This is a genomic window from Lacinutrix himadriensis (assembly GCF_001418105.1).
Classification (GTDB): domain Bacteria; phylum Bacteroidota; class Bacteroidia; order Flavobacteriales; family Flavobacteriaceae; genus Oceanihabitans; species Oceanihabitans himadriense.
Map to the genome: position 1 here is coordinate 192,699 of NZ_LIQI01000019.1, position 20,167 is coordinate 212,865.

Annotated in this window: 15 protein-coding genes; 3 read left to right on the plus strand and 12 right to left on the minus strand. The window is 33.2% G+C overall.

Annotated features, from left to right (window positions below; translation table 11 throughout):
* Positions 1 to 6: 6 nt before the first annotated feature.
* The 9 genes from AMD28_RS06515 to AMD28_RS06555 form a co-directional block, all read right to left on the minus strand.
* Positions 7 to 759, minus strand: coding sequence for a YoaK family protein (locus tag AMD28_RS06515; RefSeq protein ID WP_055443350.1), 753 nt, complete (start codon positions 757 to 759; stop codon positions 7 to 9).
* A 184-nt stretch (positions 760 to 943) separates the two neighbouring features.
* Entirely contained in the window at positions 944 to 1,603 is a 660-nt protein-coding gene (locus AMD28_RS06520) for a peroxiredoxin-like family protein (protein ID WP_055443351.1), read from the minus strand.
* Between the two features lie 19 nt (positions 1,604 to 1,622).
* Positions 1,623 to 2,795, minus strand: a complete 1,173-nt coding sequence (locus AMD28_RS06525; RefSeq protein WP_055443352.1) for an MFS transporter — start codon at positions 2,793 to 2,795, stop codon at positions 1,623 to 1,625.
* 84 nt (positions 2,796 to 2,879) lie between these two features.
* Positions 2,880 to 3,764 (minus strand): helix-turn-helix domain-containing protein, encoded by an 885-nt coding sequence (locus AMD28_RS06530; RefSeq protein ID WP_055443353.1) that lies wholly within the window; start codon positions 3,762 to 3,764, stop codon positions 2,880 to 2,882.
* 52 nt (positions 3,765 to 3,816) lie between these two features.
* Positions 3,817 to 4,740, minus strand: a complete 924-nt coding sequence (locus tag AMD28_RS06535; protein WP_055443354.1) for a hypothetical protein — start codon at positions 4,738 to 4,740, stop codon at positions 3,817 to 3,819.
* 127 nt (positions 4,741 to 4,867) lie between these two features.
* Complete coding sequence (locus AMD28_RS06540; RefSeq protein WP_055443355.1) at positions 4,868 to 6,031, minus strand: metallophosphoesterase; 1,164 nt, start codon at positions 6,029 to 6,031, stop codon at positions 4,868 to 4,870.
* Between the two features lie 24 nt (positions 6,032 to 6,055).
* On the minus strand, positions 6,056 to 6,511 hold the full coding sequence (locus AMD28_RS06545; RefSeq protein WP_055443356.1) for a GNAT family N-acetyltransferase: 456 nt from the start codon (positions 6,509 to 6,511) through the stop codon (positions 6,056 to 6,058).
* Between the two features lie 264 nt (positions 6,512 to 6,775).
* Positions 6,776 to 8,533, minus strand: a complete 1,758-nt coding sequence (locus tag AMD28_RS06550) for a serine hydrolase (RefSeq protein WP_055443357.1) — start codon at positions 8,531 to 8,533, stop codon at positions 6,776 to 6,778.
* 172 nt (positions 8,534 to 8,705) lie between these two features.
* A complete protein-coding gene (locus AMD28_RS06555; protein WP_055443358.1) occupies positions 8,706 to 9,440 on the minus strand; it encodes a class I SAM-dependent methyltransferase in 735 nt (244 codons plus the stop codon).
* Between the two features lie 113 nt (positions 9,441 to 9,553).
* Here AMD28_RS06555 and AMD28_RS06560 point away from each other — a divergent pair, with 113 nt between their 5' ends.
* Positions 9,554 to 12,445 (plus strand): fibronectin type III domain-containing protein, encoded by a 2,892-nt coding sequence (locus AMD28_RS06560; protein WP_055443359.1) that lies wholly within the window; start codon positions 9,554 to 9,556, stop codon positions 12,443 to 12,445.
* A 440-nt stretch (positions 12,446 to 12,885) separates the two neighbouring features.
* Here AMD28_RS06560 and AMD28_RS06565 read toward each other — a convergent pair whose 3' ends face one another.
* Positions 12,886 to 15,273 carry a BspA family leucine-rich repeat surface protein gene (locus AMD28_RS06565; protein ID WP_161804624.1) on the minus strand — a complete coding sequence of 796 codons (2,388 nt, stop codon included), beginning with the start codon at positions 15,271 to 15,273 and terminating at the stop codon, positions 12,886 to 12,888.
* 277 nt (positions 15,274 to 15,550) lie between these two features.
* Entirely contained in the window at positions 15,551 to 17,455 is a 1,905-nt protein-coding gene (gene dnaK / locus AMD28_RS06570) for a molecular chaperone DnaK (RefSeq protein WP_055443361.1), read from the minus strand.
* Positions 17,456 to 17,628: 173 nt separating this feature from the next.
* On the opposite strand from dnaK, the gene AMD28_RS06575 reads away from it, so the two are divergent.
* Positions 17,629 to 18,105, plus strand: coding sequence for a hypothetical protein (locus tag AMD28_RS06575; protein WP_055443362.1), 477 nt, complete (start codon positions 17,629 to 17,631; stop codon positions 18,103 to 18,105).
* Positions 18,106 to 18,241: 136 nt separating this feature from the next.
* Positions 18,242 to 19,663: an L-serine ammonia-lyase gene (locus AMD28_RS06580; protein ID WP_055443363.1), complete on the plus strand. Its 1,422-nt coding sequence runs from the start codon at positions 18,242 to 18,244 to the stop codon at positions 19,661 to 19,663.
* 1 nt (position 19,664) lies between these two features.
* Here AMD28_RS06580 and AMD28_RS06585 read toward each other — a convergent pair whose 3' ends face one another.
* A complete protein-coding gene (locus AMD28_RS06585; protein WP_055443364.1) occupies positions 19,665 to 20,126 on the minus strand; it encodes a nuclear transport factor 2 family protein in 462 nt (153 codons plus the stop codon).
* Between the last annotated feature and the right edge of the window lie 41 nt (positions 20,127 to 20,167).

Here is a 20,167-nt window from a genome sequence, read left to right on the forward strand (position 1 = left end):
CTTAAATCAAAAGTGATTCACAACTTTTTTTCTTTGTTTATATTTTCTTTTCGCCATAATTAATCGGTATCTCAAATCGTCATAAAACAAGCTTGTTAATAAAATAAATGCTCCTAAAACCAGTGTATTTAATTTTAAGTTTAGTTTGGAATAAAAAAATCCGCCAACTAATCCGCCAAGAAAAAAGAAGCAAATAATATATACCCGTAATTTTATTGTCTCTTTAATTTTTTCTTTTTGCCGATGCGTTTTAGGAAAAAACAGTTGTGATAATTCAATACCTAAATCGGTGAACAATCCTGTAAGGTGGGTTGTTCTTACTACTGCATTTGAAATTTTTGTAACAAAAGAATTTTGAAGTCCCATTGCAAAGAGTAGCATACAAACAATTAAATTTGGGAATTTTATTCCTCCTGTATTACTAATTAGAGCAATCGATAATAAAATGAAGCTTTCCATTATTGTTGGTAAAACAAAAACATTCAGTTTTTTATTTCCCTTGAATTTTTCAATTAGGAAACTGGACAGAAAAGAACCAAAGAGAAAGGAAAAAATATAAAGGAAATAAACGGTTCCTTTCCAAACTTCAAAATTGGCAACATCACTAATAAAAAGAGCAAAATGCCCCGTCACATTTGTAGTCAATTGGTTAAAAGCTAAAAACCCAGTAACATTCACAATTCCTGCTACCAAAGACAAAATTGTGGCAATTCGCAAATTATGCTTTATTGTTCTGCTTCTACCTTGATGTCTAAACATTTTATTTTCATTTATTTCGATTTTTCAAATTGCATCTAACGAACAAATAAGAAGATTTGAGTCCGTATTAATGACTTATATTAGAAGTTAAACGAAGTTAGAAGAAATAATTGATAATGCCAAGTTGCTATCCAACAAAAACACCTTGAAAATATCCAAGGTGCTTTGTTTCGTATTATTTAACTTAAAGTGTTTTTAATACCTCTATAATTTCTGAAATAGAGGCTCTTTTTCTATAATCGGCATCTAAAAACGCATATTGTATAATGCCTTTAGTATCTATAATGTAGGTTGCTGTAATAGGCAATTCGCTACTATCGTCACCATTGTAGTTTTGTAGACCAACACCGTTTTTATATACCTCAGCCAAAGCATCGGTAAGCTTAAATGATAACCCGTATTGTTTGGCAACTTTGTTTCCAACATCACTTAACACTTCAAATTGTAAACTATGTTTTTCAATTGTAGAAAGGGACTTATCTGGTAATTCCGGTGTTAATGCCAATAGATTAGCACCATACTTTTTAAACTCTGGTAAGCTATTTTGTAAATACTGTAACGTTATATTGCAGTACGGACACCAACCTCCTCTGTACCACGTTAGAATTACGGGACCTTTATCTACTATTTCTTGTAGATTAGTACATGCACCTAAAGCATTTTTTAAGGTAAAACCAATCCCTTTATCTCCAACGTTTATAGCGTTATCCTTAAAATGTGTTTCTATAATAGCCTGAAGATTTTCCGTAGTCATTGCTTTTTGAGCATCTGTTGCCTTTGCTTCCCAACCTGCTTGTTTCGCACTTAATACATCTTGTAATTCTGTATAATCTAGAGTATTCATAATCTATAATATTAAATTCTTATTTTGATTTTCGTGTAAGATGAAAAGTTAAGGCGATCGCAGCTAAAGTAAATCCGAAAAGACTTAAACCCGTCCAACCAAACTTACTAATCACCGTTACACCAAGTGCAGATCCTAAGGAAGCTCCTATATAATAAAACAACATATAAACTGCGTTGGTTCTACTTCTAGCATTCACATCTATAGCAAACACACGAACCTGGTTTGGTATTTGAGATCCAAAAACTCCTAAATCTAAAAGTACAATACCAATACAAAGTACTACGATGTTATTTTGTCCGATTGCTAATACCACAAAGCTCAATAACACTAAAGAGATAGAAATGGTCATTACTTTTCTAACACCAATTTTATCGACCCATTTACCAGCTATTTTCGCTCCAAAAATACCAGCAGCACCTACAAAACCTAATAATCCAACTTGTTGTACCGAAAAAGAAAAAGGTTCGTCCATTACATGAATAGCAATAGTTGCCCACATGGCATTAAAAGCTGCAAACCATAATGCTCCTACAAAAGCAGCTTCTCGCAACTGCGGTTTTGTTTTCAATAAAGTAAACATAGAACCTAACAGTTTTGTGTATTTTAAATTGGCTGTAGGTTTGTTAGATGGTAATACTAAATGCAAAACCACACCAATAATAGCGGCAATAATCGCTGCACTTAAAAAGACCATACGCCATCCAAAATGTTCGGCAATAAAACCACTAAGCGTTCTAGATAATAAAATACCAGTAGTTAATCCTGTCATCAACGTTGCGACTACTTTACCTTTATTTTCTGGAGTAGCCAATGCAGCACCAAGTGGCAATAATTGTTGTGTAATGTTTGCTCCTAAGCCAACCACAAAAGTGGCAACTATTAAAACAGCAAAGTTTGGCGCGAAATACACCCCTAATAATGCTATAACTAAAGTAATAGATAAATTTCTTATCACTACTTTTCGATTCATGACATCCCCTAAAGGAGAAATAAAAAAGATTGCCATGGCATATCCAATTTGTGATGCGGAAGGAATAAAACCTAATACATTATCCTTTAATCCTAAAGATTTTCCTATCGAAGGAATTAAAGGTTGGTTGTAATATAAATTGGCTGCTGTTGCTGCTATGGCTGTTGCCATAATAAACAGTAGTTTGTTACTTAAAGGTTTTGTTTGTATGTTGTCCATTGCGGATTTCTAATTTTTATAGCACAAAATTAGAAAAGAAGAACAAGCTGTATGCGGTGTATATTTTGTAGAAAATGATACTTTTTAAGGTAGTTTTCTAAAAACCGCTGGGGTAATGCCTTCGTTATTTTTAAAAAACTTAATAAAATTGGTAGGTTCTTCAAAACCCATAGCATAGCCAATTTCGGCAACCGACTTGGTGGTTTGTTGTAATAGCGCCTTAGCACGTAAGGTCATATAATTAGATAACACTTTTTTAGATGTTAGTCCTGTTGTTTTTTTTACACATTCCGACAAGTAAATAGGTGTGATATTTAACGCTTCTGCATAAGCGGCTACAGTCTTATATTTAGAAGTCTCTTGTAGAATTAACGCTTCAAAATCTGCTGTAATTTCTTGGTAACGTTTTAATGGTACCATGTCACTAGCATTTCCAACTACGCGTTTTATTTGAAGCAGTAATACCATCAGATAAGAACGCACTAACGCTACTCTATGTGTATCGCTTTTATGAAATTCTTCATATATAGTATCAAACAGGTTTTTAATTAAAGATAAATCGATTGGGATTAATTTATATGACGGACTGGAGTTTAGCTTAAAGAAAGGAAACTCGTGCTGGATTTCATATTGGTGTTTTTTAGGTTGGAAGAATGCAGAACTAAAAAGTAAGGAATAGCCATCTCCTCCTGGTTTGCCATCAAAAGGTTGTACCGAAAATAATTGTAATGGCGAATTGAAAGCAATAGCATTCGTTAAATCGTCAATTTTAGTGGCTCCTATTTGTCTTTCCGATTGATTATCTGCATAAAAGTCGATGGTGAAAAACGTTTTAAAATGTGGATGCAACGCTTCTTCAGCAATGTTATTGGTTTCATGAAACTTGAAAATATGAAAATTTGAATCTATAGACCTGCTTTCTACGTTTAAGTCTTTAAGTAAGTCTGTGATCTGTTGGTAGGTTTTCATAATTTCAAATGCCAATCTCTAAGAGCGTAAAGTTGATGGACTATTTTCGTTTTTACTTTAGCAACTGTAATTCCTCTCGTTTCCTTTCATCGGTACGTTTTTTTTGATTCCAATATGGTTCTTTCAAACTTACTTTCAATCGCGCTTCGGTTATTAGCCCATCTCCATCCCCTTCTGTCCAGGATAGTATTTTGTAAGGAAATTTATTTTCTACATCAATAGATAACTTCCTGTCATAATTTAAATAGGCAATATTATAGTGAATTATGGAGTCAGACTCTGTCTTACTAATTTCTGCTTTGGCAGGTTTTAATTCCTGATAAGCAAAACGACTGTATATGGTAGAAAAAATCATATCAACTTCTCCTAAAGGTAATTGTCCTTTATTTATACGAATACGCGTCAGAAGCTCATCCTCTAAAAGTGCTACAGGTATATTTTTATCCGTATCTCCATCCGCTTCAAAGTAAGAGAACTGTTTAAAATCATATACATCCTCTTTAAGATTTAGTTGTGTGAATGTATGTCCGCACCATTCTTGAATACTCGTATTTAATTTTAAAGTATGTGGATGATTTTCAGCGTCCACCGGAGTAAAACTAGAAGTTACTATCGAGTAATCATAGATACCTGTTGTGAACTTTCTTACCTGATTCAATTTTAAAACAGAGACATTATCTTTTCCTGCATCTTGCGGATTATCTAACTTTACTTGTTTGCTTAATGAAAATGGTTCTGTTACAAATACGAGTACCACTTCGCCTTCACGAATTTCACCGTAACGAGATTGTTTCAATGCATAGCTATTCAATTCTGCTGTACCCGAGTACCAATAATCATTAAATGCATCTCCTAAATCGACTACACTTTTTTCCTTTTCAGAAGAGGTTTTGTCGTTAGAAATATTAGAATCCTTTTTACAAGAAAGAAAAAAGAAGATACCTAGAAAGCAAAATATTTTTAATGGTTGCATCATTTTTAAATGGGTTATATGGATTTGTAAAACAATAGTTACTATTGGAAAAATGCAATAAAAACTTCATCTATTCCTTTTTAGTTCTAGATTATTCAAAGTTACATAAAACCCTGAAGAGAAATGCATTTTAGTCGTTTTCTATAACGAAAGCATACGGTTCAAACAAACTACCATCTATCTTTAAAAAGTCTCCACTAAGGGATTCTTTCTTAATCGTTAAACTTACAATTCCTGTAATAGCGTCGGTTACACAAGTGTCCTCTGCTAAATAATATTTGACTTCACCATCTGCATTTGGATCACAAGCATCTGGATATTTCTCTAGATTTAAAGCCGAAGTTTTACCAGCAACACCAACATGCGCTTGAATTAAACCATCGCTCTTTTTGTACATTTTATTATTTTGGCTTCCAACACAATTTGGATTTGCTCCGGATGCCGAAGTGGTTAACGCTATAGAAGTACAAGTAGTTTCATTTAGTTTAAGAGGTTTTGTTCTCCAGATATTATGCGAACTTGCAGTCAACAAAACATTTACATTATATTTTGCTGCCAAATCAATCATCCCTTGACTATCCACAAAGGATTGATTTTTCCCCATATCAATCCAAGGAAGGTGATTGATATGAATAATCCAATACCCTTTTTTTTGAGCATCTGCATAAACGGCTTCTACCCAATTATAATTTTCACTCCCAACAGCATATTGAAACTTCAGGTATTTTTGCATTTCTGGGGACTCGGACTCGCTTTCTTGAAATGCGACAGATGTAGCAACTATTCTTACTTTAGCTCCCCCTTTAATAATATCATTAAACCAGAGATATGGATATTTCCCTTGGTAAGGATACCCTAAAAGTTTTCCTGTTGGTGGCCGAACCGCTTTCTTTCCACTTGGGAAATTGAGCGTTTTGGCATAAGTCAGTATATCGCCATCTTGACTTTTACTATCATGATCTCCAGCAACAAAAAGCATTGGTGTATTACCTACTACTTTATTTGCTTTGGTTGCCCAATTTTTGGCATTTTGAATGTTGTAATTAAAATCATTATCTATACCATCATAAGACAAATCGCCAAGCATTAAAATTAAATCATGAGTAGCTCCTTTTTTAAGGCTTAATTCTGTTGCTCCATCGTTTCCCCATTTATCATCCCAATCTCCTCCAACAGCTATCGTTATTACTTCTTCGGATTCCATTTCATTTAAATTGGAAGTGTTTTTATTTCCTTTGGAACAGGAATAAAACGAAAATATAATAAGGTAGAAAATTAAAATATTATTTTTCATGATGTGTTTAATGGATGGTTCTGCTTAATTATTTATTCTTCGTTCGAATTTAATTTTTCTAACGCCATGATTGGTGTCCCATTGTTTAACTTCTTTGAAATCAAATTTCTTATACAATGCAGTCGCTGGTCCGTTATCTAATCCTGTTTCCACAACAAAAAGTTCCGAATCGTAATTATTAAAAACGAATTCCATTAATTTTCTTGCTACTCCTTGTCTGAAAAAAAATGGTGACACAACCAAACTATTAATATGTGTAAAATTATTGTTATGCGTTATTTCTACAACGCCAGCAAGTTCTTCATTTTTTATATATCCGAAAAATGCTGTTTCACTATTTACATAACTTTCAAGAGGTCTTTTTAAAGGAGGAAAATCTACAGCTTTTAATAACTCCGCCTCTATTTTATAGGATGCATGAAAAACGGAACGTATTTTTTCAGAAACTTTTATGTCCTTATTTTGGAGTCTTTCAATCATATTTTTTATCGTTTATTTTATTTGGACGATAGGATTTTGTTTTAAGGATTCCTATCTAGAAGTTAAACGAAGTTAGCTGAAAAACTTGATAATATCAAGTTGCTATCAAACAAAAAAACTACCTAAAAAGTTAGTTTGCCATGTCATTTTGAACTAGCCGAAAAATCTTGTCATTATATATTTAGATTTCCCTCTTTGGTCGAAATGACAAAACAATTCCTTTTTAGATAGTCTCTTGTTTTATCTTAGCGTTTCGCTTTCGTATTACATTTTCTTTCCTATCATTTCTCTTCCTCCTTGTAAAAGAGTGACGCTTTCTATTTCTCCTGAAGCGTTTTTATTAAAGGTTAATTGTGCTGCAACTACTTTTAAATAAAATACGTTATCCGATTTTGCAAAAATATCAAATACTGGTTGTCCGGTTGCTTGTGTTTTTAGTTGGCTTCCTTCCTTAAAAATTTCGATTATAAATTCTGGCATTAATTGGTATTTACCAACATAGCTTTGTAAAATTTCGTCTGCTACAATAACTTCTTTAACTAAACCAGAAACGTCTTCTCCTAGTTTCTTTAAAAAATCAATTCCGTTTTGGTTATTCGGGTTTAGCTCTACAGACTTTTTATAATTTACAATTGCTTGTTCGTTGTTTCCTTGTGTCATTAAACCTTCGGCATAACTATCATACGCATTGGATGATTTTGGAAAAGTATCTACAATAAGTTTAAAAACGCTTACTGCTTCGTCTACTTTTTCCGCTTGTAATAATTTATACCCAATACTGTTCATATCGCTTTCTTTTACCTCATAATCACTTAACGATTTAATGCTATTATAATGCGTTAAAGCTGCTTCAATGCCGTTAGATTCTATTTTTTCGTATACCGCATTCGCAACCGATTTTTTAGGAAAGCTGTAAGACTCGTTATACATAATACCACGAATCGCTTTTGCCATTTCATTAAGTGGAGCACCTCCTGTATTATTTAATAATACGATTAATGATTTGTCTTTTGGAGCTCTAGTAATTAAGGTATTAAAACCGTTAATTCCGCCACCATGACTTATAGTTTCTATTTTAGTTTCGGTATCTCCAATAGTTTCGCTACCAATAGCCCAGCCATACCCATAATGACCACTCCATGCTTTTATATGTTCGCCAAAAAACAATTTCATAGATTCTTTAGAAAGTAATTTGTTGGTATATAAAGCTTGATCCCAAAGGTATAAATCTTCTGCTGTAGCATATAAAGATCCCGCGGCATAAGGAATAGACATGTCTATATAACTAGCGTTTACAAAACTACCTCCTTGTTTTTCGTATCCGGTTGCTCTATTTTTTAAAATAGTTTCATGATGATCAAACCCAGAATCCTTCATATTTAAAGGCGTGAATATATTTTCATGCAACATTTGTTCATAGGTTTTTCCTGAAATCTTTTCAATTAGAACACCTAAAAGAAAATAGCCAGAATTACTATAACTAAATTTTTCACCAGGAGTAAAATCTAATTCCATCTCTGAAAATTCATTTACAAATGCTGTTGGTGTATACGGATTTCTACTTGTATCTTTAAAGAAATTTGGAAAGGATGTGTAATTAGGAATTCCCGAAGTATGCGTTAATAAATGATGTGTTGTAATAATATCTCCAGTGGCTTTAGGATAGTCTGGAAGATACGTTGTTATTGGAGCTTGTAAGTCTATTTTACCTTGTTCTGCCAATTGAAGAATTAGCATTCCCGTAAATTGTTTGGATATAGAACCTAATCGGTGTTTTGTATTTGGCGCATTAGGAATATCCCATTCCATATTAGCAAATCCAAAGCCTTTTTTATAAATAATTTTACCGTTTTCGGCGATTAAAACAGAACCATTAAAGGTTTTGTATGCGGTATATGTGTCAATGAGTTTGGTGATTTGCGCTTCTCTTACTTGTCCAAAAGTTAGGTTGATAAAAAATAAGCATGCAAATAAGATTAAAGCATGGGTTTTGCTCACATGCCCTTTTGATTGTTGTTCCATAATATTGTTTTTGATTGATTAATGAATACTATTCCACGAAATAGATTTCATATAAGACGACTTCACGTGTCCATTAGTTACAATAAAAAGGAAACTTCTTTTAAAAGAACAAGATTAGCCCATTAAAAGTCAAGTAGTTAAAAGATTAATAATTTACTAATAAAGTTTTAAATTAGTTTTTAGAAGCAATAATTACGCTTTCTTTTTTTAAAAATCCTAGGACATTTTTCGCATCTTCTTCATAATCAAAAACATCGATTTTAAAACCTGCTTCTTGCAAACGATTAGATAAACCAGATACCGAATAGATTCTTAAATGATCTTCTTGTCCGAAATATTTTAAACGATCCGCTTCTGTTACAATAGTAGCGTCTTCGTAGTTTTCACCTTCTTTAAAAGGTGTTTGTACATAACAAATACCATTAGGTTTTAGTATTCTATATAACTCTTGCATTGCTTTTCTGTCTTGAACAACATGCTCTAAAACATGATAACAAATAATAACATCATAATAATTATCTGGTTCATCAATTGCTTCAATATTAAGCTTTTTCATTGCTTGAAATTCGCCTAAATAATCGGTAGTTATATATTCTTTTGTATTTGCTTTTTGTATTTGCTCCTTTAAACTATGTGAAGGTGAAAAATGCAGTACTTTCTTATTCTCTAAAGTATCTTTAATTAAGGTCCAGAGTCTTCTATTTCTAGAGATGCTTCCGCATTTAGGACAAATACTTCCAAAGTTTTCTGTGACAACAAATTTAGAAAGCTTAAAACCACAAAGATTACATTGATAGGTATTCCCTTTATAAAAGAAGGCAATACTGCTTCTAAGTAAAGTTTCGTTTTTATTTAGAAACCTACTTGGTATAAAGCCTTTAATTATTTTCTTGAGGGATTGATACATTAACTGATTTTATTATTGGTGCGAAGGTAACTTTTAAGGCTTAATTATAAAAACAAAAAAAAAAACAAAATTTATTCTTATATTTATGACTTAAATAATTCAAACATTAAAATATGAAAAAAACTACTTTTAAAGTTTTGGCTATAATGTGTTTTGCTCTTACCTATACAGGTTATGCACAAACATTAAACCAAAATGCCATGTGGCCTAACGGGACTTGGTCTGTAACTGGAACGTACAATACTGATCCTTCAGCATTTGAAGCAAATCCTACTGTGGATGCTAATTTTGCTTTCGATGATGACGATGCTGGAAATGGAAGTGATGATATTATCGCTGCAGAATCTCCTATCATCGATTTAACCGCTGCTCATGGAGCAGGAGAAACATGGGTTACTATTTCTGCTGACTTTGTTTACAATTTTAATAATGACGATATCTTGCAATTTGAATATTGGGATGCAGATGCAGCATCATGGAACATAATTGGTACTCCAATTAATGCCGATACAGCAGCAGCTCCTCTTGACAATTTCTGTTCAGGAACAGCAGAAACATATACAACAGATGTGCTAAATATTGTATCTTTTACTGCAACACAATTATCAGGATTTAGATATAGAATCTATTTTGATGATACATTAGGTGGTGCTGGTTATGAATGGGGATTCTGTTTTCAATCACCAACAATTACTTCTGAAACACCACCTTCTTGTCCAGATCCTGTAACATTAACAGCATCTAATATAGACGGTTTTTCAGCAGATTTAGCATGGACAGAAACAGGAAGCGCTACATTATGGAATATTGAATTAGTAGATATTACTGCTGCTGGTACTCCTACTGGAACACCAACAGCTTCTGGAGTTGCAAACCCATACAATATAACAGGATTGACAGCTTCTAATGATTACGAATATTATGTACAATCTGATTGTGCAGTAGATGGAACTTCTACTTGGGTTGGACCATTTGCATTTTCAACTACAGTTGCTTGTCCAGAACCTTCTGCACTAAACGTAACAAACATAACAAGTTCTTCAGCAAACTTAGGTTGGACTGCAGGTGCATCAGAAACACTTTGGGATGTTGAGATCGTAGATATTACTGCTACAGGAACTCCAACAGGAACACCTACAGCTTCTGGAGTTGCAAACCCATACATGGCTACTACTTTAGTAGATGCTAATGATTATGAGTTTTATGTAAGAGCAGATTGTGCTGTTAATGGAACTTCTGCTTGGGTTGGACCATTCACATTTACAACAGCATGTAATACATTAATGGCTCCTTATACGCAAGACTTCGAAAATGGAGGACAAGTACCAGATTGTTGGACACTTGGTGGAGATGAAAATTGGTTATTTAATACTACAGGACCTAACTATGTTGGTAACTCTGGAACACTATCTGGAAGCACAATTTCAGGAGGTTATTACGCAGTAGTAGACGATTCTACTCCAGATGCAACAAATGCACAATTAGAGTCACCATTTGTAGATCTAACTCCATTAACTGCACCTGCTTTATCTTTCTATGAAATTAGTGATAATCAAGGACAAGCTAGTGCTACTTTAACAGTAAGTGTTTGGGATGGTGCTGCATGGAATGTAGTAGGAACGTATAACACAAACACTATTGGATGGGAGAAAAAAATAATTGACCTAAGCGGTTTAACATTTACTGGTCCAGCAAAAGCTAGATTCTCTATTGCGGATTCCGGAAGTTTCTACGATGACATCGCTATTGATGACGTTTCTTTTGAAGAAGCGCCTCCATGTTTTGATCCATCAACGCTAACTGCTTCAAATGTTTTAGCATACTCTGCTGAATTAGGGTGGTCTGAAAATGGAAGTGCTACACTATGGAATATTGAATTAGTAGATATTACTGCTGCTGGAGCTCCTACAGGAACACCAACAGCTTCCGGAGTTACAAATCCATACGATCAAACAGGATTAGTAGCAACGAATGATTACGAATATTATGTGCAAGCAGATTGTGGAGCAAATGGAACTTCTGCATGGGTTGGACCTTTCGCATTTACAACACCAGTTGTATGTCCAGCACCTTCTGCATTAAGCGCAACAAACATTACAATGACCTCTGCAGACTTAGCTTGGACTGAAAATGGAGCTTCTGCACTATGGAACGTGGAATTAGTAGATGTAACTGCTGGAGGAACTGTTACGGGAACTGCAACTGCTACAGGAATTACAAATCCATACAGTCAAACTGGTTTAATTGCTGATAACAATTATGAATTCTATGTACAGACAGATTGTGGTGTAGATGGAACTTCAGATTGGACAGGACCTTTTAGCTTTGCTACACCTTATGTAGCTGTTGCTCCAGATTGTTCTAACGGAATATTCCTAGATTCTGGTGGAATGAGTGCTGATTATTCGTCTAGCGAAACTATTACTTATACCATAATGCCAGATATGCCAGGAAATGCTGTTTCTGTAAACTTTACGGCCTTTAGTTCTGAAGATAATAGTTTTTCTGGTGGATGTTATGACGGGTTAACAATTCATAATGGTGCGGATGCTTCTGCTCCAACAATGGACCCTCCAGGAGGAGGAACTATTTGGTGTTGGGATGAAGATGATACTGTACCAGCTGGTACAGGTGACTTAGAAGGTATGACTATTACCTCTACGGATGCTTCAGGAGCCTTAACATTTGTATTTACTTCAGATACATCTGTAACTAGAGAAGGATGGGAAGCTATAGTAACTTGTGCAACATTATCTACTGCAGATTTTGATAATGGTTTAGCTTTTACTTACTATCCAAACCCAGTAAATGATAACTTAGTTCTTAAAGCACAAAAAGATATTGAAAGTATATCTGTTTATAATATGTTAGGTCAAGAACTACAACGTTCTACTCCTAATAGTATTAATGCAGATGTAAATATGTCTTCTTTACAAACTGGAGCTTATTTTGTTAAAGTAACTATTGGTAACGCTACAGAAACAATAAGAGTTATTAAAAAATAATCCTTATTTATAGTACGTAAAAAAAGGCTGTCCTTAAAAAGACAGTCTTTTTTATGCAAAATTATATAGCTATATTTTGGTCATTAAAAGACAAAAAAAAAAAAAACGCAACCATTCATTTGGTTGCGTTTTTCTTTATATTTAATTCTAAATTATTTTTTTAATACTTTAATAACTTCAGAATTTGTATTTACGTTTCACTTAATAATACAATACCCTGGACTAACGCTAGATAAATCTACTGTTGTATCTAAAGTATTAGGAGTACTATTTAATACTTATTTTCCTATTACATTACAGAAATTCTTGACCTTTGTTTTTTAGCATCCAGGTTTAAATTATTCAAAAAAAGAAAAAAACATATCCTTAAAACATTTAAAATTTTTACAATAAAAAAACGCAACCAAATGAATGGTTGCGTTTAAAACTCTGTATCATTTTTACTCAATAATTAGTTTTTTAATTACTTTGCCTTTATTTGTATCTATAGATAAAATATAAATTCCTGAAGCTATCTCTTTAGTGTTAATAAATTCAAGGTTTCTATCAACATTAAACAATTGAGTGCCTTGTATGTTATAAAGTGTAACAGAACTTACCGTAATTCCATCTTTAGTCTTAATAAAAACACCTAAACTCGTTGGATTTGGATAAATTGAGATTAGGTTCTTTATGCCAAAATCATCAACGCTTAAATTATTGACTACTTCTGTGGACACTGTATTTGTAACAATTGGTAGATTATAATCGAAATATATACTTGCATTTCCGCTCATTATACCTCCTAGTTCTAATGTGTTTTTTGGTTTAATTTTATAAGCAATATATCCATGACTATTAAGCTCGTCTGCTACTTCGTATGGTAAATTAATATTATCAAATAAAAATTCAACTTCATTACCATTTGTGATTTTTACATCATAATCATGGCTAGCACTAACCATTTTTAATGTACTCCAATCTAAATCCGCATCCAAATCATCTTCAATTCTAACAAAAGTTGCATTTGCAGTCCCTGTATTTTGGAATCTAATAATATAATCTAAATAATTATCTGTTTCATCTATAGTAATATAATCTCCTTGAAGTACATGTTTGTCATTAGGATCGTAAGCATTCACTACAATTTGTTCTAAATTGAAAGTATTATCATTTGGAGTATAATCATTGGTGTTTGGTAAAACGGAAGCTGTAAAATTTAAAATATCATCTCCATTTAAGGTAGGTGGAGCAAAGGTTTGCATTATAATATCTATTTCTTGTTTTTGAAATGGATTTAAACTTGCTATTGCAAAATCTAAACTATTTGCTGTACTACTTGTTTCTATTGGTGTTGCAGAAACAAATGATTGTTTTATATCATCAAAAACTAAACTAGCAGTGATATTATTTATTGTTTGTGTTCCAATATTTTCAACCACTAATTTATATGCTGCTTCAAAACCTAGTCTTGCTTCATTTATTGGTAAAAGTATAATGTTTAAATCATTTACTGTTTGGTTTGCTGAGAGACAGAAATCTACTTGCTCTGTTGAAGAAGTTGTAAAGTCTACTGTTGCAGATTGTGGTGAGGCTGTGAAATAATCTGGAACGTTTGACAAAGATACTGTAAATGTACTGCCAATAACAGAAGTTGAATATTCGCCATTATTCACTAATCCAGAAGAAATATATGTTCCATTATTAACCTCTACAAATAAACTTTCAACTTGTATATCTGTCGTTGAACAACCATTATTATCTTGATCATAAACTACTGTTCCAAAAATAGACTTACATTCATTAGATAAAGTATCGGCAGTAATACTCCATCCTAAATTATTAATTAAATAGTCTCTAGCACTCACATTACAGTATCTAAGACCTGCAGATATAAAAGTTACATTTTGAAGAGTAAATCCTGCTAAATTAGATAACAATAAATCATAATTGGTAACGTCTAACCCTGAATACATTACAAAATAATCGAAGAATGTAATACTATTAAAATTCCAAGAGTAAAGAGACTGATTAAAACTGTTAGCATTATAAAACATATTTCTCATATCTCTTACATTTGATACATCCCAATTATCAATTTCTTGATTAAAACTTTCTGCATCACGAAACATAAAACGCATATTTGTCACGCTACCAACATCCCAACTATTAATAGGTTGGTTAAAGCTAGTAGCATCTTGAAACATAGACTCCATATCTGTTACATTAAAAACATTCCAACTATTAAGTGGTTGATTAAAACTAGTTGCATTACGAAACATAAAACTCATATCTGTCACGTTAACAACATTCCAACTATTAATAGGTAAATTAAAGCTACTAGCATCTTGAAACATATAACTCATATTTGTTACATTAGAAACATCCCAATTATCAAAAGATTGGTTAAAACTAGAACACTCATAAAACATTTTACTCATATTTGTCACTTGGCTTAAATCTGGTATGTCCATAGCATTTACCACAAGATTTTCACATCCATAATATGCCGCTTGCATAGAAGTCCATTCTATATCTCCCCATTGTTCTATACTCTTTAATCTACTTCTGTCATAAGAGGAAATAGTTTGAAAATTCATACTGGTTAGACCTCCAGAAATAGTTACAGTATATGTTCCTGCTACTACATATACATGTGTTATAGTATAACCTACTGGATAAGTCTCTACTGTGCCATCTCCAAAATCTATAGTATAATTACTTCCCCTTGTAGGAATTTTAATTTGTGAATTATTGCTAGTCACTTCCCAAGTTGTAATAAAAGGTTCTTGGGCAAAGGAAATTGCAGTTATAAAAAGAAAGCAAAATAGTATGTAATGTTTTTTCATATATAATTGTTTTGTAGTCATTTATTGTTAATAAAAAATCGATTAAATATATATATTAAAAAAAACGCAACCAAATGAATAGTTGCGTTTTTAATATATTTAAAAAGTTTTAAAAAGACCCTAAACAAATTTAGAAGCTTTAAAAAGATACTCAGTCAAGCTGAGCATAAGCGATTCGCATGAGTTTCTAGAAAAAGAAGCTCGACTCTCTGAGATACTCACCTTCGTGAGCATAAGCGATTCGCACAATTTTTATTTATAAAAATTGGCTCTCTGCTTACTTAACTTCTTCGAAATCTACGTCTTCAACGTCGCTTTCTTCTTTTGAATCTGTTCCAGCGTTTGCATCCGATCCAGCATCTGCTCCACCTTGAGCATCTGCTTGTGCTTTATACATTTCTTCGCTAGCTACTTTCCAAGCTTCGTTTAAAGTATCTAAAGCTGGAGAAATTACCGCTACATCTTTAGTTTCGTATGCTTTTTTAAGCTCTTCTAAAGCTGCTTCCACTGGTGCTTTTTTATCATCTGATATTTTATCACCAAATTCAGCTAATTGCTTTTCCGTTTGGAAAATCATTGAATCCGCTTCATTTAATTTTTGAGCGTTTTCTGCTGCTTTAGCATCCGCTTCTGCATTTTCTTCTGCATCCGCTTTCATTTTTTTGATTTCTTCTTCTGTTAATCCTGAAGATGCTTCAATACGAATATCTTGTGTCTTACCAGTAGCTTTATCTCCTGCAGAAACTTTGATAATTCCGTTTGCATCAATATCGAAAGTTACTTCAATTTGAGGAGTACCACGTTGTGCTGGTGGAATTCCATCTAAATGAAAACGTCCAATTGTTTTATTATCTGCTGCCATAGAACGTTCCCCTTGTAGAACATGAATTTCTACTGATGGTTGGTTGTCTGCTGCTGTAGAGAATACTTGACTCTTTTTTGTTGGAATCGTTGTATTAGCTTCAATAAGTTTTGTCATTACATTACCCATTGTTTCAATACCAAGAGATAAAGGTGTTACATCTAAAAGTAATACATCTTTAACATCTCCAGATAAAACTCCACCTTGAATACCTGCTCCTAAAGAAACAACCTCATCTGGATTTACACCTTTACTTGGTGCTTTTCCGAAGAATTTCTCTACTGCTTCTACTACTGCTGGAATACGTGTTGATCCACCAACAAGAATAACTTCATCAATATCAGATTTAGATAAACCTGCTGCTTTTAATGCTGTTTGACAAGGCTCGATAGTACGTTTTACTAAATCGTCAATTAATTGCTCAAATTTAGCTCTTGTTAAAGTACGTACTAAGTGTTTTGGTCCACTTGCAGTTGCAGTAACGTAAGGTAAGTTAATCTCCGTTTGTGCAGAAGATGATAATTCAATCTTCGCTTTTTCTGAAGCCTCTTTAATACGTTGTAAAGCCATTGGGTCTTTACGTAAATCGATACCTTCTTCAGCATTAAACTCATCTGCTAACCAGTCGATAATTTTTTGATCTACATCATCTCCTCCTAAATGCGTATCTCCATCTGTAGAAAGTACTTCAAATACACCATCTCCTAATTCAAGGATAGATACATCATGTGTTCCTCCACCAAAATCAAATACTACTATTTTTTGGTCTGTTCCTTTTTTGTCCATACCATAAGCTAAAGCTGCTGCTGTTGGCTCGTTGATAATACGACGTACTTTTAAACCTGCAATCTCACCAGCTTCTTTAGTTGCTTGACGTTGTGCATCGTTAAAATAAGCAGGAACAGTAATTACTGCTTCTGTTACTGTAGTACCTAAGTAATCTTCAGCTGTTTTCTTCATTTTTTGAAGAACCATTGCAGATAATTCTTGAGGTGTATATAAACGACCATCAATATCTACACGTGGTGTGTCATTGTCTCCTTTTACCACTTTATATGGTACACGTTCTGCTTCTTTTTTAGATTCAGAATATTTGTTCCCCATAAAACGTTTAATAGAATAAACCGTTTTAGTTGGGTTTGTAACTGCTTGACGTTTTGCTGGATCACCAACTTTAATTTCACCGCCTTCTACAAAAGCGATAACGGATGGTGTTGTTCTTTTACCTTCTGCATTTGGAATTACAACTGGTTCGTTACCTTCCATTACAGAAACGCAGGAATTTGTTGTTCCTAAATCGATTCCAATAATCTTACTCATAATTATATTTTTTGTGTGTTGAAATTTATTTTTTAAATCATAATGTAATAGTCAATGATTATGCCAATACAATATGACTGACACGATGTCATAAAATTATTAAATCCTATTATTTATAATTTTTTAACAAGTAATATTAAAAGCTATTTGTAACTTTAAGCAAAAATTAAATTATGAAAAAAATTGTATCGGTATTATTTGTGTTTGCATTATTATTAACTTCTTGTCAAGGAGAAGATGGAGAAGATGGTGGTATTTTTCTAGGCCAATCTTTTGAAAGAGAGATAGACTTAGTCGCTACAAACAATTATCAACAAACCGTAGAAATCCCTTTGAATATTGACTTGTATGATACAGATATGGTTTTAGTTTATCGTCTTTTAGGGCAATCTGGTGGATATGATATCTGGAAACCCCTTCCTGAAACTGTTTATACTAATTTTGGTGACGAATTTCAATATAACTTTGAACACAATTTTGATTTTGTAACCATTTTTATAGATGCACCTTCCACATTTAATTATAACAATTTACTTTCTGGTGACACTTTAGACCAAACTTTTAGAATAGTTGTATTGCCTGTCGATTTTGTAAACAGTAAAAACATCGATGTTACTAATTATTATGACGTTATAAAATATACAAAATAAAATCTGCCATAATAGATAATTTGATATTGCTCTAAAACTATATTTATACCTTTCTTTTAATAAATATAAGCCATATTCTATAAGTAACTTCTATAACAAAATGTATATTTACCCCAACTTTAAAAGGTTATAGTAAATGGAATGTATTTCGGTTTTTGATATGTTAAAAATAGGTGTTGGTCCTTCTAGTTCCCACACTTTGGGTCCTTGGCGAGCAGCAGAACGTTGGATTCTTGAATTAAAAGCAAATAATACTTTTGACAAAATAGCAGACATACAAGTAGATCTCTATGGTTCTTTGTCTTTAACCGGAAAAGGACATGCTACAGATTATGCTGTAATGTTAGGTTTATGTGGATTGGATCCAGAAACGATTCCAACGGAAAACATTCCAGAAATAATTTCTGCTATTAAAGAAACGAACACCTTATCTTTTAATGCCGAAAAAACCGTTTCTTTTAATCCTTCGGAAGACATCACTTTTAACAGAAAGTTTTTACCCTTTCATTCTAACGGAATGACATTTACTGCAAGTATAGATGGCAAGAAAAAGAAGTCTACCTTCTACTCTATTGGTGGCGGTTTTGTAGTTAAAGAAGAACGTAAAAATGCTAAAAAGAATTTTGAAATAAAATGCTCGTTTCCCTATCCTATAGATAAAGGAACAGAACTTTTACAGTTTTGTAAAGATTTAAATTTACCCATCTCGCAAGTCGTTTTAGAAAACGAAAAATCTATTCGTTCTACGGAAGATATTGACAAAGAACTACAACGTATTTGGGACACCATGTTAGAATGTATGTATCTTGGTTGTCATACCGAAGGGAATCTTCCTGGTGGTTTAAATGTAAGACGTCGTGCGTATGACATGCATCAAAAGTTAAAAGGCGAAAAACCATATACCACACATGTAGAGTGGCTTTATTCTATAAGAAATACGGAAGTTAAGTTCCGACAAATATTAAAATGGGTAAGCTGTTTTGCACTAGCTGTAAACGAAGTAAATGCGTCTTTAGGTCGTGTAGTTACTGCACCTACCAACGGAAGTGCTGGTGTAATTCCTGCCGTATTAATGTACTATCTAGTTATTGAAAACCACGATGGTAATTTTGAAGACATAAAACGTTTTCTATTAGTTGCTGGAGAAATAGGAAGCATCTTTAAAAAAGGAGCGACTATTAGTGCAGCAATGGGAGGATGTCAAGCAGAAATTGGAGTGAGTTCTGCAATGGCAGCTGGCGCTTTAACCGAATTACTTGGCGGAACACCAGAACAGGTTTTAGTAGCTTCAGAAATTGCTATGGAGCATCATTTAGGTCTTACTTGTGATCCTATTGGTGGATTAGTACAAATACCTTGTATAGAACGTAATGCAATGGGAGCAATTAAAGCTATTAATGCAGCAGAATTAGCCTTAGATACCGATCCTAACAATGTAAAAGTTCCTTTTGACAAAGTAGTAGCTACCATGTGGGAAACTGCCAAAGATATGAATACAAAGTATAAAGAAACTAGCGAAGGTGGCTTAGCGGTTAGCGTAAATATGTCAGATTGTTAAACTAATCCTGACAGTCTTCTTTTCTTCTTGTGTCTATTAAATAGGTGATTTTCCATTGTCCGTTATCATGAAACAACTGAAAAGAATTAACACCACAATGGCTAAAAGCATCATTAAACCAAAACGCATAAGGCACCCAAGCATTAGCCATATTACCATCTACTTGAATTTTAAAATCTAATAAACGTTCCTCCCATTTCTGGTCTGCTAGTCTTGTTGCAACTGCTTTAATTAGTTTGGAAGCCTCTTCGGTTACTAAAATATCTTTTCCTTCCTTATTTTTAAATGCTGTTTGCGTGATGAGTTTATCGGTCATTACAGATTTCATTAAAGTAGTATCTCCTTTATGGAAGCCTTCAAAAAAAGTTTCAATGGTAGTCTTTACTTCCTCTTGCGCATTGTTTTGTTGCGCTACAATACTTCCTGAAATTATCATTACTAAAAAGAGTATCACTCTTGCCATATTCTTAAATTTTAGTCTAAAATAATTGAAGATTAATATTT